Source organism: Pseudomonas sp. MYb2, assembly GCF_002979955.1.
GTDB lineage: Bacteria > Pseudomonadota > Gammaproteobacteria > Pseudomonadales > Pseudomonadaceae > Aquipseudomonas.
Genome location: NZ_PCQC01000004.1, coordinates 50462 through 65515, shown reverse-complemented (window position 1 = coordinate 65515; position 15054 = coordinate 50462). Strand labels below are relative to the sequence as shown.

General features: G+C 57.5%; 13 protein-coding genes and 3 tRNA genes. 2 read left to right on the top strand and 14 right to left on the bottom strand.

The annotated features are described in order from the left end of the window. Positions 1-18: 18 nt before the first annotated feature. Complete coding sequence (locus CQ009_RS07660; RefSeq protein ID WP_105705410.1) at positions 19-2199, bottom strand: DUF1631 domain-containing protein; 2181 nt, start codon at positions 2197-2199, stop codon at positions 19-21. Positions 2200-2454: 255 nt separating this feature from the next. Between CQ009_RS07660 and nadC the strand changes: the two genes are divergently transcribed. Next, on the top strand, positions 2455-3303 hold the full coding sequence (nadC, locus tag CQ009_RS07655; protein ID WP_105705408.1) for a carboxylating nicotinate-nucleotide diphosphorylase: 849 nt from the start codon (positions 2455-2457) through the stop codon (positions 3301-3303). 49 nt (positions 3304-3352) lie between these two features. Here the strand turns inward: nadC and CQ009_RS07650 are convergent, their stop codons facing one another. Next, positions 3353-3652 (bottom strand): DUF6388 family protein, encoded by a 300-nt coding sequence (locus CQ009_RS07650; RefSeq protein WP_064119459.1) that lies wholly within the window; start codon positions 3650-3652, stop codon positions 3353-3355. Positions 3653-3929: 277 nt separating this feature from the next. Here CQ009_RS07650 and CQ009_RS07645 point away from each other — a divergent pair, with 277 nt between their 5' ends. Next, positions 3930-4424 carry a hypothetical protein gene (locus tag CQ009_RS07645; RefSeq protein ID WP_064387887.1) on the top strand — a complete coding sequence of 165 codons (495 nt, stop codon included), beginning with the start codon at positions 3930-3932 and terminating at the stop codon, positions 4422-4424. 6 nt (positions 4425-4430) lie between these two features. Here CQ009_RS07645 and CQ009_RS07640 read toward each other — a convergent pair. The 12 genes from CQ009_RS07640 to tpiA all read right to left on the bottom strand — a co-directional run bounded on the left by CQ009_RS07640 (position 4431) and on the right by tpiA (position 15005). After that, a tRNA-Thr gene (locus CQ009_RS07640) sits at positions 4431-4506 on the bottom strand. A 193-nt stretch (positions 4507-4699) separates the two neighbouring features. Beyond that, positions 4700-6805, bottom strand: coding sequence for a polyribonucleotide nucleotidyltransferase (gene pnp, locus CQ009_RS07635; RefSeq protein ID WP_008088348.1), 2106 nt, complete (start codon positions 6803-6805; stop codon positions 4700-4702). Between the two features lie 193 nt (positions 6806-6998). Beyond that, the gene (rpsO, locus tag CQ009_RS07630; RefSeq protein WP_003197723.1) at positions 6999-7268 is read right to left on the bottom strand and encodes a 30S ribosomal protein S15; all 270 of its coding nucleotides are present in this window, start codon (positions 7266-7268) and stop codon (positions 6999-7001) included. Positions 7269-7410: 142 nt separating this feature from the next. Then, the gene (gene truB / locus CQ009_RS07625) at positions 7411-8328 is read right to left on the bottom strand and encodes a tRNA pseudouridine(55) synthase TruB (protein ID WP_034154423.1); all 918 of its coding nucleotides are present in this window, start codon (positions 8326-8328) and stop codon (positions 7411-7413) included. A 4-nt stretch (positions 8329-8332) separates the two neighbouring features. Beyond that, the gene (gene rbfA / locus CQ009_RS07620) at positions 8333-8734 is read right to left on the bottom strand and encodes a 30S ribosome-binding factor RbfA (RefSeq protein ID WP_016986495.1); all 402 of its coding nucleotides are present in this window, start codon (positions 8732-8734) and stop codon (positions 8333-8335) included. Positions 8735-8893: 159 nt separating this feature from the next. Then, positions 8894-11422 carry a translation initiation factor IF-2 gene (gene infB, locus CQ009_RS07615; protein ID WP_064387886.1) on the bottom strand — a complete coding sequence of 843 codons (2529 nt, stop codon included), beginning with the start codon at positions 11420-11422 and terminating at the stop codon, positions 8894-8896. A 27-nt stretch (positions 11423-11449) separates the two neighbouring features. Continuing rightward, positions 11450-12931, bottom strand: a complete 1482-nt coding sequence (gene nusA, locus CQ009_RS07610; protein ID WP_008088341.1) for a transcription termination factor NusA — start codon at positions 12929-12931, stop codon at positions 11450-11452. 47 nt (positions 12932-12978) lie between these two features. Then, complete coding sequence (rimP, locus tag CQ009_RS07605; RefSeq protein WP_064387885.1) at positions 12979-13437, bottom strand: ribosome maturation factor RimP; 459 nt, start codon at positions 13435-13437, stop codon at positions 12979-12981. Positions 13438-13576: 139 nt separating this feature from the next. Continuing rightward, positions 13577-13653 (bottom strand) — tRNA-Met (locus CQ009_RS07600). A 97-nt stretch (positions 13654-13750) separates the two neighbouring features. Then, positions 13751-13836 (bottom strand) — tRNA-Leu (locus tag CQ009_RS07595). Positions 13837-13858: 22 nt separating this feature from the next. Continuing rightward, positions 13859-14245 carry a preprotein translocase subunit SecG gene (gene secG / locus CQ009_RS07590; RefSeq protein ID WP_027610782.1) on the bottom strand — a complete coding sequence of 129 codons (387 nt, stop codon included), beginning with the start codon at positions 14243-14245 and terminating at the stop codon, positions 13859-13861. Positions 14246-14249: 4 nt separating this feature from the next. Continuing rightward, the gene (tpiA, locus tag CQ009_RS07585; protein ID WP_016986498.1) at positions 14250-15005 is read right to left on the bottom strand and encodes a triose-phosphate isomerase; all 756 of its coding nucleotides are present in this window, start codon (positions 15003-15005) and stop codon (positions 14250-14252) included. Positions 15006-15054: the final 49 nt, after the last annotated feature.

Genomic DNA, 15054 nt, shown 5'->3' with positions numbered 1-15054 from the left:
TCGGCCCCCGGCGCGCGATCACTTGGCGCGATTGAGTCGCCGCAGATTGCCCAGCACTGACTCCAGCGCCCGGTCGAACAGCAGCGTATCGTCCAGCGCACGGACGGCGCCACGGCGGAATTCGAGGGCGAGGCTGGTGCGACTGCGTTCGCGTACTTTCGTCCCGGTGCGATCGACAAAGATGTACTTGCCCGTGGCTTCGATGATAGCGGCCAGTTTGCAGCGCAAGTTGTGTTCGTCGTCTTCCGCAAACGCCACCCAACTGCCGAGGCGCAACTGGTCAACCTGGCGCAGACCTGCATCGTCGTGAGGCAAACGTACGGAGGTCAGTTCCACCGAGCCCTCGTCAGCGGTCGGCAAAACGATCTGCTGCGACACTTCGATCATCATCGTCGCTTGATCGGTGTCCGCCGCTCGCTCCAATACCTTCACGTGCAGCGCTTCGAGTTCGCTGAAAAACTCACCGGTGGCAAACGGATCGAACGCGATACTGGTCAGGCCATCACGCAGCGACTTGAGCAACCCCGGCACCAGAGTCAATAAACGCAGACTGAACTCGGGATCATCATGACGCTGCACGCTCCAGATCAATTGCTCCATGGTCTGCACATCGGCCTGCCACTCTGCGGACTGATCGCCATGTTTGAGGCGCGTCAGCAGCAGCACCTTGCTCCAGGCGTTCTGGACGAAAGTGACTACCGACGGCGGCAGGACTTTGCCCAGCAATGCCTGATTCAATGCCTGTTCGACCCGGCGCCGGGCCAGTTCAGTTTTGGCGCGCCCCTCTTCGGCGTCGCGCAAACGCTGCTCCAGCAGTTCGCTGCGGCGGCGTTCGTCGCTGGTAAAGGCGAGGAAGTCGGCGAGCAGCTCGGAAAAAATCGCCGGGTCATCGACAAAATCGCTGAGCAGGCGCTGCACCACTTGTTCGATGCGCACGTACAAACTGTCGCGCTCGGCACTGTCGCAGTCGCCCCAGCCCATGGCTGCGTCGGCGATTTCATTGAGCAGGCGCCGCGCCGGATGGCTGCTACGGCTGAAAAAGCTTTTGTCGAGGACGGCTACCTTCAGCATCGGAATCTGCAAACGAGCAATCAGCGCCTTGAGCGAATCCGGTACGTTGCGATCTTCGAGGATGCAATCGAAGACCATGGCGATCAGGTTGATCACGTCTTCGTCTGCACCACCGACGATCCGCGACTTGCCACTTTTGACGCTGACCCGCGTCAGCAGTTGTTCGAGCTGATTGCGCAGATCGAAGTCGTCCTGCGCGGCGAGCGCTGGCACGTATTGTTGCAAATGCGAAAGCAGGCGTAGCAGGTCGCGTGTGGTGATCGGTTGGCTCGCGCTGCTGGGTTCCAGGGTCGGCGCCACGCTGCCGCGCACATGCAACAGCAACTCCTGCAGCGCGGCGAACACTTCTTGCACGCCTTCGTCGGCGGGCGTCGGCTCATGACTTTCTTCGCTGTAGACACTCGCGGCCGCTCGATCCATGGCGCGCCGCGCCGGTGCCGGTTTCAACGCCGGCAACACGCCGGTGGCGAGCAACAGCTGGTTGGCCTCAGCGTAAAGCTGTTCGGTGTCGGCCAGCACATAGCGCTCGAACAGTTTGAGCAGGATCAACTTGACCTTGATCTCCACGCCCAGATTGCGCCCGGCCTGCAAAAAGAACTCGCACAGCATCGCCGGGCCGAGCGGGTTGTGCTGATCGTCGAGGGTATTGCCGAGCAAGGCGTTGAGCCGCAGGGTCAATTGATCGAGGGCGAAACCATCGCGTTTGAGCACCCGACCGACCATGGTTTCGACCGCTACGCTGCGCTCCATGTCATCGGTGCGCGGTGCCGAGTCCTCAAACATCAGCGTGCGTGGCAGCGTGCTGTGCGTGGGGTCGTATTGAGTGAGACCGACGAAGGCCTCGAAAAACTGTTCGAGAAAGCCGCGCTCGATATTCTTGCGCTTGAGGCGCAGGTCGCGCATGGCTTCGAAAAAGATGTTCTGCTCGACGTCGTTGCGCGCCCGATCGGCCATTTCAAACAGCGTGTCGTCGGCGTTATCGAACAGTTCCTGCAAACCGTGACGCAGTTGCTGCGCAGCCTTGTCGCGAACCTGAAGCAGAATCACAGGCAGGCGGGCGAGCGGCGAGTGATTCGCCTGATCGGTAGCGGCCTTGTGCAAAGGCACTACTTTCCCGTCGTTGTGCATCCAAGCCTCCTGGAACGGTGATTCTTAGGACGTCAAAGCTATGACGTCAAATGCAAGGCGGATTATCTTGCAAAAGATGTCTCCGGCGCTATAGCCGTCAGGGTTTCCCCTATACCGGCGCCCTTCCAGTGACCACGGTTCAACACTGTTTGCTCAAACAAATTCGACCGGATGCAGTCAGGCACGCACGTTCTCGCCTTGGGTTGGCTGATCCCATGCCCCTATAATCGAACCACTTTGTTTGTGGAGCCCGTTATGCCGAATCTACGTCTCGCCGATTTGACCGCCGAAATCGAAGCCAACGTGCGCCGTGCGTTGCTCGAAGACATCGGCAGCGGCGACATCACCGCGCAACTGATCCCGGCCGAACGCCTGGCCAAAGCCACCATCATCACCCGCGACGAGGCCGTCGTCTGTGGCACGGCGTGGGTCGATGCAGTATTTCGTCAGCTCGATCCCCGCGTTGCAGTGCACTGGCAAGTGGTCGATGGCGAGCGGGTCAAAGCCAATCAACCGCTGTTTCATCTGGAAGGTCCGGCGCGGTCGCTGCTGACCGGTGAACGCAGTGCGCTGAACTTCCTGCAGTTGTTGTCAGGCGTGGCCACACGTGCGCAGTACCTCGCAGACTTCGTCGGCGCTACTGACGTCAAGCTGCTCGATACCCGTAAAACCCTGCCAGGCCTGCGCCTGGCGCAGAAGTACGCAGTGACCTGTGGTGGCTGCCACAATCACCGCATCGGACTGTACGACGCGTTCCTGATCAAGGAAAACCACATCGCTGCCAGCGGTGGCATTCCACAAGCCATTGCCGCCGCGCACAAGATCGCGCCGGGCAAACCGGTGGAAGTCGAAGTGGAAAGCCTGGATGAGCTGAAAGAAGCACTGGAGGCAGGCGCTGACATCATCATGCTCGACGAGCTGAGCCTGGATGACATGCGCGAAGCCGTGCGCCTGAACGGCGGCAAGGCGAAGCTGGAAGCGAGCGGCGGTATCAACGAAAGCACGTTGCTGCCGATTGCCGAGACCGGGGTGGATTACATCTCGATCGGCGCGATGACCAAGGACGTCAAAGCGGTCGACCTGTCGATGCGCTTGAGTCTCTGAAGACTACGCAATAAAAAACGCCAGCCCGGATAAGGCTGGCGTTTTTGTTTCAGACCACCAGATTATTCATCTCGCAGTACTCATCCCACTCGACACCCAGTACTTCGGCCGCCTCTTTGTGCAGCACGAGACGCTGCGCCTCGAACTCCTCCGGCGTGCTCGTGTACTTGAGCGTCAACTCCCACGGCTGCAGGCCCTGAGCTTCGGCCTCGTCTTCGAACGCCCACTGGATCTGATCTTTCTGATCATCAGGACTGAGATCCTTGATCTCTTCCAGCAGTTGGGGCGCATCAAGCTTGTACTTTTCCAGCGCTTGTTCGTGACGTTGCTCTTGAGTTAATTCGGTCATGGCGTTCTCGCTGATCGTAAGAATGGAGGATGGATCTGGATCATCAAGGATCTCTCTGACGCGGTTTTTTCCGGCCTTCGGAACCATTCGGGATCATCTGAAAACTGCTAAGCGATGCTCATGCAGGCACCGAATATAGGACGTTTGCATGACGAATTACACGGCTCTTTACATCTCTCGCACAAAAAGTTGACCTGCGGAACATAAATACGAAATCCGAGTCATAGCGATGTGCCACTTCGGCACCCATCTTCGCTGTTCACAAGGAAAACCAGTGATGCGCAGTTTTTCGAAAATGTCCGCCGTTATCTCCACCACCGCTCTGATTGCTGCCATGGCTCTTCCCGCAAGCGCCATGGCACTGGAGCTGAGTTCCAGTAGCCCCTCCTACGGTGACAAATTTTCGTTGATCCACAACGACTATGGCAAAGAAGTGGTGATCCGCAGCGATTTCAGCGTCGATGAATTGAAAAAAATGCGCGACACCGTCAGCGATCAATCACGTCAGATCGAAGAACTCAAACGCAGCAGCGGTTCGAGCTCCAGTTCCAGCGGCAAGGAAATCGAGGAGCTGAAAAACAAGGTCAAGGAACAGGATCGCAAGCTCGAAACCCTCGGCCGTCAGGTGGAAGACCTCAAGCGCAACAGCGGTTCCAGCTCCAATTCGAACAGCAGCGAGATTTCCAGTCTGAAGCAGAAAATCAACGACCAGGATCGGGCGATGGATCAGCTCAAACGTACTGTCGAGGATCTGAGCCGCAAGGTGAAATAAGGAAGATGGTGCCCGAGACAGGAATCGAACCTGCGACCTTCGCGTTACGAGTGCGCTGCTCTACCGGCTGAGCTACACGGGCGGTGGGCTAAACCTAGCACCGGTTTTCACAAAAGCAAAGGTCGCTGCCTGCGGCAACTCCTACATGATCGGGTTACCACAGCGCTTTTGTGGACGCTGCCGCAGGCTGCGATCTCTGGGTGTTTATGACAGACAAAAAAATGCCCCGCCGTTTTCACGGCGGGGCATTTTATTGCGCTAAAGCCTGGGGGTGATTAAACGCCCGAAGCCTTCGCCGCTGCCACGTCCTTGATGGACAGTTTGATACGACCGCGGTTGTCCACGTCCAGTACCAGCACTTCCACTTCCTGGCCTTCTTTCAGGATGTCGGTCACTTTCTCTACACGAGCATCGCTCAACATCGAGATGTGCACCAGACCGTCCTTGCCTGGCAGGATGTTGACGAATGCGCCGAAATCGACGATGCGCTCAACTTTACCCACATAGATCTTGCCGATCTCGGCTTCAGCGGTGATGCCCAGAACGCGCTGACGTGCTGCTTCAGCCGCTTCCTTGGTTTCGCCGAAGATCTTGATCGAACCGTCGTCTTCGATGTCGATCGAAGCCTTGGTTTCTTCGCAGATCGCACGGATGGTCGCGCCACCTTTACCGATAACGTCACGGATCTTGTCGGTGTCGATCTTCATCGCGATCATGGTCGGTGCGTTGGCCGACAGTTCGGTACGCGACTGGCCGATGATCTGGTTCATCTGACCGAGGATGTTCAGGCGCGCTTCCAGGGCTTGGCCCAGAGCGATTTCCATGATTTCTTCGGTGATGCCTTTGATCTTGATGTCCATCTGCAGCGCGGTAACACCTTTGGCGGTACCGGCTACTTTGAAGTCCATGTCGCCCAGGTGGTCTTCGTCACCGAGGATGTCGGTCAGGACGGCGAATTTCTCGCCTTCTTTAACCAGACCCATGGCGATACCGGCAACCGGCGCCTTCATCGGCACACCAGCGTCCATCAGGGCCAGGGAAGCGCCGCAAACGGAAGCCATCGAGCTCGAACCGTTGGATTCGGTGATTTCCGAAACCACACGGATGGTGTACGGGAACACGTCAGCGGCTGGCAGCATGGCTGAAACCGAACGACGGGCCAGACGGCCGTGACCGATTTCACGACGACCAGCACCACCCATGCGACCACACTCGCCCACCGAGAACGGAGGGAAGTTGTAGTGCAGCATGAACGGGTCTTTTTTCTCGCCTTCCAGGGTGTCCAGCAGCTGTGCGTCACGGGCGGTGCCCAGTGTTGCAACAACCAGAGCCTGGGTTTCACCACGGGTGAACAGTGCCGAACCGTGAGTCTTCGGCAGAACGCCGACTTCGATGTTCAGCGGACGTACGGTTTTGGTGTCGCGACCGTCGATACGTGGCTTGCCGTTGACGATGTTTTCGCGAACGGTGCGGTATTCGATCTCGCCGAAAGCGGCTTTGACTTCGCTGGACGAAGGCTGGCCTTCTTCACCGGACAGCTTGGCAACCACCTGATCCTTCAGCTCACCCAGGCGAGCGTAACGGTCGGCCTTGATGGTGATGGTGTAAGCCTGGGAGATTGCGTCGCCGAACTCGGCACGGATAGCGCCCAGCAGTTCGGTGGCTTCTGGCGCCGGAGCCCAGTTCCAGGTTGGCTTGGCAGCTTCAGCGGCCAGTTCTTTGACGGCGTTGATCACCACCTGGAACTCGTCGTGAGCAAACAGTACGGCGCCCAGCATCTGGTCTTCGGTCAGCTCTTTGGCTTCCGATTCAACCATCAGGACGGCGTCGGAAGTACCGGCAACGACCATGTCCAGGCTCGAAGCAGCTTGCTGCTCGTAAGTCGGGTTCAGCAGGTAGCCGGTGCTTTCGTGGAAGGCAACGCGAGCGGCGCCGATCGGGCCGTCGAACGGAATGCCCGAAATGGCCAGGGCAGCCGAGGTACCGATCATCGCAGCGATGTCCGGATCGGTCTTCTTGCTGGTGGAAACAACGGTGCAGACAACCTGCACTTCGTTCATGAAACCTTCTGGGAACAGCGGACGGATCGGACGGTCGATCAGTCGGGAAGTCAGGGTTTCTTTTTCGGAAGGACGGCCTTCACGCTTGAAGAAACCGCCAGGGATCTTACCGGCAGCGTAAGTCTTTTCCTGGTAGTGAACCGACAGAGGGAAGAAGCCCTTGCCTGGATCAGCTTGTTTTGCACCGACTACAGTCACCAACACGCTGACGTCGTCGTCAACGGTGACCAATACTGCGCCGGAGGCCTGACGGGCGATACGGCCAGTCTCGAGGGTAACGGTCGATTGACCGAACTGGAATTTTTTGATTACCGGGTTCACGGTGTCCTACCTTCTTTGTGGCTCTTGGGGGAACTGGTTTCTTGCGAATTCTTGGGCAATGTCGGGAATCGGCCCAACGCCTGTCCAGGGTAAAACATGCATCCAGATAAAACTTGAGGCTGGGAGCCTGCAAGACGCCGGCGGTAAACCGCTGACGTCCGACAGACCACCAACCTCATAGCGCAATCGCTGATTAGCGACGCAGACCCAGGCGAGCGATCAGAGCGCTGTAACGGCTCACGTCCTTGCCTTTCAGGTAGTCCAGCAGCTTGCGACGCTGGTTTACCATGCGGATCAGACCACGACGGGAGTGGTGATCTTTACCGTTGGCCTTGAAGTGACCTTGCAGTTTGTTGATGTTGTGGGTCAGCAGTGCAACTTGCACTTCTGGCGAACCAGTGTCACCAACAGCTTGCTGGTAGTCAGCAACGATTTGAGCTTTTTCTTGAACGTCGAGAGCCATGAGGCAATCCTTTTATCAGGAAACTGTTTCAGGGAAACAGTTTCAACAGGCCAGGGACAAATCCCTGTATCTATAAATGAGTCGTGACCGTGCCTGTTAACAGCCACACTCGCCGACCTGCTGTTACACAGGCCGGTTCCGGTCATTCTGACCGAATCAAACGACGTGGCGCGATGCGCCCGTCTTCGCTCACTTCACCGATACCGATGAAGCGACCATTGTGATCCTGTACCCGTACCATGCCGAACTTCGGAGCATCCGGAGCACGCACCGGCTGACCGTTGAGCCAGTAGAACGCGCTCGCTTCCGAGAAGTGCAGCAACGGCCAATCGAGCAAGCCGCTGTCCGATGGCATGAGGAAGCGATCAACCGCTTCATTGCCGCCTTCGGCATGTACCGCTTCCAGTTCTTCGAGGGTAACTGTCTGCGCCAGGGTGAAAGGCCCGGCTTGGGTACGACGCAATTCTGCGACGTACGCACCACAACCGAGTTGCTCACCGATATCCTCCACCAGGGTGCGAATATAGGTGCCCTTGCTACAATCCACCGCAAGACGCGCAGTATCGCCTTCGAAGGCCAGCAATTCCAAGCGCGCAATAGTAACAGAACGCGGTTCGCGCTCCACTACTTCGCCTGCACGAGCCAGCTTGTACAACGGTTGGCCATCACGCTTGAGCGCCGAGTACATCGGCGGTATCTGACTGATTTGCCCACGAAATTTCGGCAAGGCCGCTTCGACATCGGCGCGACCAACGGTCACTGGGCGCTCCTGCAGAACTTCACCCTCGGCGTCTGCCGTGGTGGTGGTCTTGCCCAGTTGCGCCAGGGTTTCATAACCCTTGTCGGAATCGAGCAGGTATTGCGAGAACTTGGTCGCCTCACCGAAGCACAGCGGCAAGACGCCGGTGGCCAGCGGATCCAGACTGCCGGTGTGGCCGGCCTTCTCGGCGTTGAGCAACCAGCGAACCTTCTGCAACGCAGCGTTGGAGGTGAACCCCAACGGCTTGTCGAGCAGGATGATGCCGCTGACGTTACGACGGATACGTTTGACCTGAGCCACCGAATTACTCCTTGGTGTCTTCAGGTTCAGCAACGACCGGGTGCTGATTGTCTTCAGCAACGGCACGCTCGATCAGCGCCGACAAGTGCGCGCCACGGACGACGGATTCGTCGTAGTGGAAGTGCAGTTGCGGCACGCTGCGCAGTTTCATTTCACGGGCCAATTGCATGCGCAGGAAACCTGCAGCGGAATTGAGCACCTTGATGCTTTGCGCGATGTCTTCTGCGTTGTCCTGGCCCATCACGGTGATGAAAATCTTTGCGTGACCGACGTCACGGCTGACTTCCACAGCGGTAATGGTGACCAGACCCACACGTGGATCCTTGACTTCACGACGGATCAGTTGGGCAAGCTCGCGCTGCATCTGATCGCCGATACGTTGGGTACGGCTGTATTCTTTTGCCATGATTTGTTACCTGTTACTGCCCTGCGGCGAAACCCGCAAGGTCTGAAAGCGGCAAACGCCCGGCCTGACAAAAGCCAGACCGGGCGTTGCGTTTAGAGTCCGGGTGATGCGCCGCACGGTTGAGTACGGGCGACCATCACGGCTCCTGAAGTGCGCGAGTTAGAGGCTGCGAGCAACCTGAACCTTCTCGAAGACTTCGATCTTGTCGCCGACTTTAACGTCGTTGTAGCTCTTCACGCCGATACCGCATTCCATGCCGGCACGTACTTCGGAAGCGTCATCCTTGAAGCGGCGCAGGGATTCCAGCTCGCCTTCGAAGATAACGATGTCTTCACGCAGTACACGGATCGGACGGTTACGGTGCACAACACCTTCGATCACCATGCAACCGGCGATCGCGCCAAACTTCGGCGAACGGAACACGTCACGTACTTCGGCCACACCCAGGATGTTCTCGCGAACATCGCTGCCGAGCATGCCGGTCAGGGCTTTCTTGACGTCTTCGATGATGTCGTAGATCACGTTGTAGTAACGCATGTCCAGACCTTCCTGCTCGACGATCTTCCGTGCGCCAGCATCGGCACGCACGTTGAAGCCGAACAGTACAGCGTTCGAAGCCAGTGCCAGGTTAGCGTCGGACTCGGTAATACCACCGACACCGCCACCCACTACGCGCACTTGTACTTCGTCGTTGCCCAGGCCATTCAAGGCACCGTTCAACGCTTCCAGCGAACCACGGACGTCGGATTTGAGGACGATGTTGAGCGTCTTCTTCTCGGCCTGACCCATGTTTTCGAAGATGTTTTCCAGCTTACCGGCGTGAGCGCGAGCCAGTTTGACTTCGCGGAACTTGCCTTGACGGAACAGAGCCACTTCACGGGCTTTCTTCTCGTCAGCAACCACGCTCATCTCGTCGCCAGCGTCCGGGGTACCGTCCAGGCCGAGGATCTCGACAGGGATGGAAGGACCGGCTTCCTTGATTGGCTTGCCGTTCTCGTCGAGCATGGCGCGAACGCGGCCATAGTTCGAACCGACCAGGACCATGTCGCCTTGGCGCAGGGTACCGTCTTGAACCAGAACGGTTGCCACCGGGCCACGACCTTTGTCGAGACGCGATTCAACCACAACGCCACGGCCAGGAGCCGACGGAGTCGCTTTCAGTTCGAGAACTTCAGCTTGCAGCAGAACGGCTTCAAGCAACTCGTCGACGCCAGTACCGACTTTCGCCGAAACCGGAACGAACGGCGTATCACCGCCCCACTCTTCGGAAGTCACGCCGTGAACCGACAGTTCGCTACGGATGCGATCGAGATCAGCGCCCGGCTTGTCGATCTTGTTCACCGCTACAACCAGTGGAACGCCAGCCGCTACTGCGTGCTGAACCGCTTCAATGGTCTGCGGCATCACGCCGTCGTCCGCTGCAACCACCAGAATCACGATGTCAGTCGCCTTGGCACCACGAGCACGCATTGCGGTAAACGCGGCGTGACCCGGAGTGTCGAGGAAGGTGACCATGCCGCGTTCGGTTTCAACGTGGTATGCACCGATGTGCTGGGTGATACCACCGGCTTCGCCAGCAGCAACCTTGGCACGACGGATGTAGTCGAGCAGGGAAGTTTTACCGTGGTCAACGTGGCCCATTACAGTCACGACTGGCGCACGGGAGAACGACTCACCTTCAAACTTCAGGGACTCGGCCAGGGAATCTTCCAGGGCGGTGTCGCTGACCAGGGTCACTTTGTGGCCCAGTTCTTCGGCTACCAGTTGAGCAGTTTCCTGATCAAGCACCTGGTTGATGGTCGCTGGAGTACCCAGTTTGAACATGAACTTGATGATTTCAGCAGCCTTGACCGACATCTGATTGGCGAGATCGCCAACAGTGATGGTCTCGCCGATCTGCACATCACGCACGACAGGGCCGGTTGGGCTCTGGAAACCGTGAGCGTTGCGCTTCTTCAGCTTGGCCTTGCCGCGACCGCCGCGACGGAAGCCATCGCTTTCTTCGTCGGTAGTGCGTGGCGCCACGCGTGGAGCCGGCGCTTTTTCTTTGACCGAAGCGCGATGCGGAGCGTTTTTGCGCTCGCCATCACCACCGCCGCTGCGACGATTGTTGTCGTCGGCACGTGGTTTGTCCGGACGGCGCTGTTCGTTCTGCTTGTTGCGAACGTCAGCTGACGGTGCTGGAGCAGCGGCTACCACCGGTGCGCTTTCGCGAACAGGTTCGGCAACTGCAGCCGGCGCCGAAGCGGCGTTGGTAGCGGTTTGCGCAGCAGCAGGCTGGCGACGCGCTTCTTCTTCGGCGCGTTGCTTGGCTTCTTCTTCAGCCTTCTGACGGGCAGCATTTTCTACTGCGCGACGCTCATCCAGTTCACGCTTGCGTTCGGCTTCGATTTCTTCCGGGCTACGCTGTACGAAAACTTTCTTTTTGCGGACTTCTACGCTGATGCTTTTGCTACCAGCCACACGCAGGGTGCTGGTGGTTTTACGCTGCAGCGTGATCTTGCGTGGTTCTTCCACTTTCGCCTTGTGGCTGCTTTTCAAGTGAGTCAGCAGGGACTGCTTCTCACTGTCAGTCACATTTTCTTCGGCGGCGGTGTGCGGCAGACCTGCCTCACGCATCTGCTGCAACAGGCGCTCTACCGGTGTTTTGACCTCATCGGCCAGTTGTTTCACCGTGACTTGCGTCATGCACTTCTCTCCTCAGGCCGCGCCTAATTACTCGAACCAGTGGGCTCGGGCGGCCATGATCAACTTGCCGGCACGATCATCGTCAATGCCGTCGATGTCGAGCAGGTCGTCAATAGACTGCTCGGCCAGGTCTTCGCGGGTAATTACGCCGCGCACCGCCAGTTCCATCGCCAAATCCTTGTCCATACCCTCAAGCGAGAGCAGGTCTTCGGCCGGATGGGCGTCTGCCAGCTTTTCCTCAGTAGCGATGGCTTTGGTCAACAAACGATCCTTGGCACGAGCACGAAGCTCGTTGACGGTATCTTCGTCAAAGCCGTCGATGTTGAGCATTTCTTCCAACGGTACGTAGGCAATCTCTTCCAGGCTTGTGAAGCCTTCATCTACCAGCACCTGTGCCAGGTCTTCGTCGACTTCCAGCTCGTCGATGAAGTTGCGCAGGATGTCGCCGGTTTCTGCTTGCTGCTTAGCCTGGATGTCCGATTCGGTCATCACGTTCAGGGTCCAGCCAGTCAACTGGCTAGCCAGACGCACGTTCTGACCACCGCGACCGATGGCCTGAGCCAGATTGTCTGCGCCAACGGCGATGTCCATTGCATGGGCATCTTCGTCAACGATAATTGCCGCAACCTCAGCCGGGGACATGGCGTTGATCACGAACTGAGCAGGGTTGTCGTCCCACAGAACGATATCAACACGCTCACCGCCCAACTCACCCGACACTGCCTGGACGCGCGAACCGCGCATACCGATGCAAGCGCCTTGCGGGTCGATGCGTTTGTCCTTGGAGCGGACGGCGATCTTGGCGCGCGAACCCGGATCACGGGAGGCAGCCATTACTTCGATCAGGCCTTCAGCAATTTCCGGCACTTCGATACGGAACAGCTCGATCAGCATTTCCGGCGCGGTACGCGACAGGATCAACTGCGGGCCGCGGTTCTCGGTGCGGATTTCCTTGAGCAGCGCACGCAAACGCACGCCAACACGGAAAGTTTCGCGAGAAATGATGTCTTCGCGGGCCAGCAATGCTTCAGCATTGTTGCCCAGATCGACGATCACGTTGTCGCGGGTGACTTTTTTCACGGTGCCGGAGATGATTTCTCCCAGGCGTTCGCGATAGGCGTCGACCACTTGAGCGCGCTCGGCTTCACGTACTTTTTGCACGATGACTTGCTTGGCAGTCTGTGCAGCGATACGGCCGAACTCGATGGATTCGATTTTTTCTTCAACGACGTCGCCAACGTTGGCACCCGGATGCGTTTCAGCAACCTTGCTCGGCCAGGTTTCGATGGCCGGATCGTCGAGATCGTTCTCTTCGACGACCGTCCAGCGACGGAAAGTTTCGTATGCCCCGGTGTGGCGGTTAATTTCCACACGCAGGTCAACTTCGTCTTCAAAACGCTTTTTGGTAGCAGTGGCCAAAGCCAGCTCCAGCGCTTCAAAAATTACGCTTGCCGGTACGCCCTTTTCATTGGATACCGACTCAACAACCAGCAGTACTTCTTTGCTCATCGTACGCCTCGCCTTTCGCAAGCCATTGGATCCGCGGGATCCGCGTCTCAGTCAAAACTGGGAATAATGTTGGCCTTGTCGATCATATCGATCGGCAACAGGAATTCATGGTCTTCTACCTGCACCACGACATCCTGTTCTTCTACACCGCGCAGAAGGCCCTGAAAGTTGCGTCGACCCTCAAAAGGCGAGCGCAGCTTGATCTTCACTTGTTCACCGGCAAATTTTGCAAACTGCTCAAGAGTGAACAGTGGGCGCTCCATGCCAGGCGAGGAAACTTCAAGGGTGTATTCCACGGTGATTGGATCTTCAACATCCAGTACACCGCTGATCTGACGGCTGACAATGGCGCAATCGTCCACCAGCACGCCACCCTCTTTATCGATATAAACGCGCAACATCGAGTGACGACCCTGAGCCGAAAACTCGATACCCCAGCATTCATAGCCCAGGGCCACGACCACCGGGGCCAGCAAGGCCTGCAACTCTTCTAGCTTGCTCGACACCTGAACCCCCTAGTGCATGATATGTGCATGCTTTGCAAAATAAAAAAATGGGCGAAACGCCCATCCTTGAAACGCCGTCGAACAGCGGCGTTGAAAGTGTCCAGCTAACAAAAAGCCCCTTAAAAGGGGCTCCTTAAACTGGTTGCGGGGGCCGGATTTGAACCGACGACCTTCGGGTTATGAGCCCGACGAGCTACCAGACTGCTCCACCCCGCGACAAAGCTGGGGCGGAAGTATACGACCGATCCCTTAAAGGGTCAATGTAACCTTCCACCTGCAAGAAAGCCCGCAACAGCGGGCTCTCCTGACTAATTGGTACCGAGAAGGGGACTCGAACCCCTACACCCTATGGGCACAACCACCTCAAGGTTGCGTGTCTACCAATTCCACCACCTCGGCAAAACTACGTTTGAAACCCTTCTTACTTCTGCTCTTGAGCTGGAGGTACGTCAGTCGCTGGAGTAGCCGACTTTTGCTCTTGAAGCACCGGGACATCATCAGAAGCCGGTTGTTGTTGCTTAGGCACTTCCAACACTGCTGGATCTGGTAGCCCTGCCTGAGTCAGCTGATGAGCCTTCTCTTTAGCAAAGTAACCTAACCCCAAGCTGGTTATGAAGAAACCGGCGGCAAGTATAGCAGTAAACTTACTAAGAAAGGTAGAGGAACCTTGGCTTCCGAACACAGTATTTGAAGCACCTGCTCCGAAAGACGCGCCAGCGTCCGCACCCTTACCCTGCTGCAGCAAAACCAGAGCAACTACGCCCAATGCACCCAGCAGATGAAAAACGACTACGACTGTTTCCAGCATTTTTTCAGTTTCCCGCGGCGCGACAGATCGCACCGAACTCATCTGCATTCAGGGAAGCTCCACCAATGAGCCCCCCATCGATATCCGGCATGCCGAACAGTTCGACCGCATTGGCCGCCTTCACGCTGCCGCCGTATAGAAGCCGCACACCTCGTGCGACTTCAGAATTCTCTGCCGCCAGCTGCTCGCGAATGGCTTTATGCACATCCTGCGCCTGCTGCGGCGTTGCAGTCAGTCCGGTACCAATAGCCCAGACCGGCTCGTAAGCAATCACTGCCTTGGCAAAAGCACCTACACCCAGCTCCTCGATGATACTGCCCAGCTGACGCCCGACAACCTCAAGAGTTTTTCCGGCTTCGCGCTGCTCCAGGGTCTCCCCTATACACAACACCGGAATCAAGCCGCATGCCTGTGCCGCTGCGAACTTGCGATTCAGCATCCCGTCTCGCTCACCCATTATCTGGCGGCGTTCGGAGTGCCCGACAAGCACCAGGGAACAACCTGCATCCACCAACTGACTCGGTGCAATCTCACCGGTCAATGCACCTTGCATCGATTCCACCGCAGAGTTCTGCGCGCCGACCGAGATCGACTTGCCTTTCAAGCCATCAATCACTTGATTGATATACAAGCAAGGCGGGAATACCGCGACATCAACACCGCTTGGCAAGGCCAGATGACGAAGGCCGTTGATCAGCTCAGCGACGCTGGCGCGGGTACCGTGCATCTTCCAGTTACCAGCTACCATAGGGCGACGCATGCTGTACCTCGTCGGTCAAAGTGGGCGCAGATGTTACCCAACACAATCA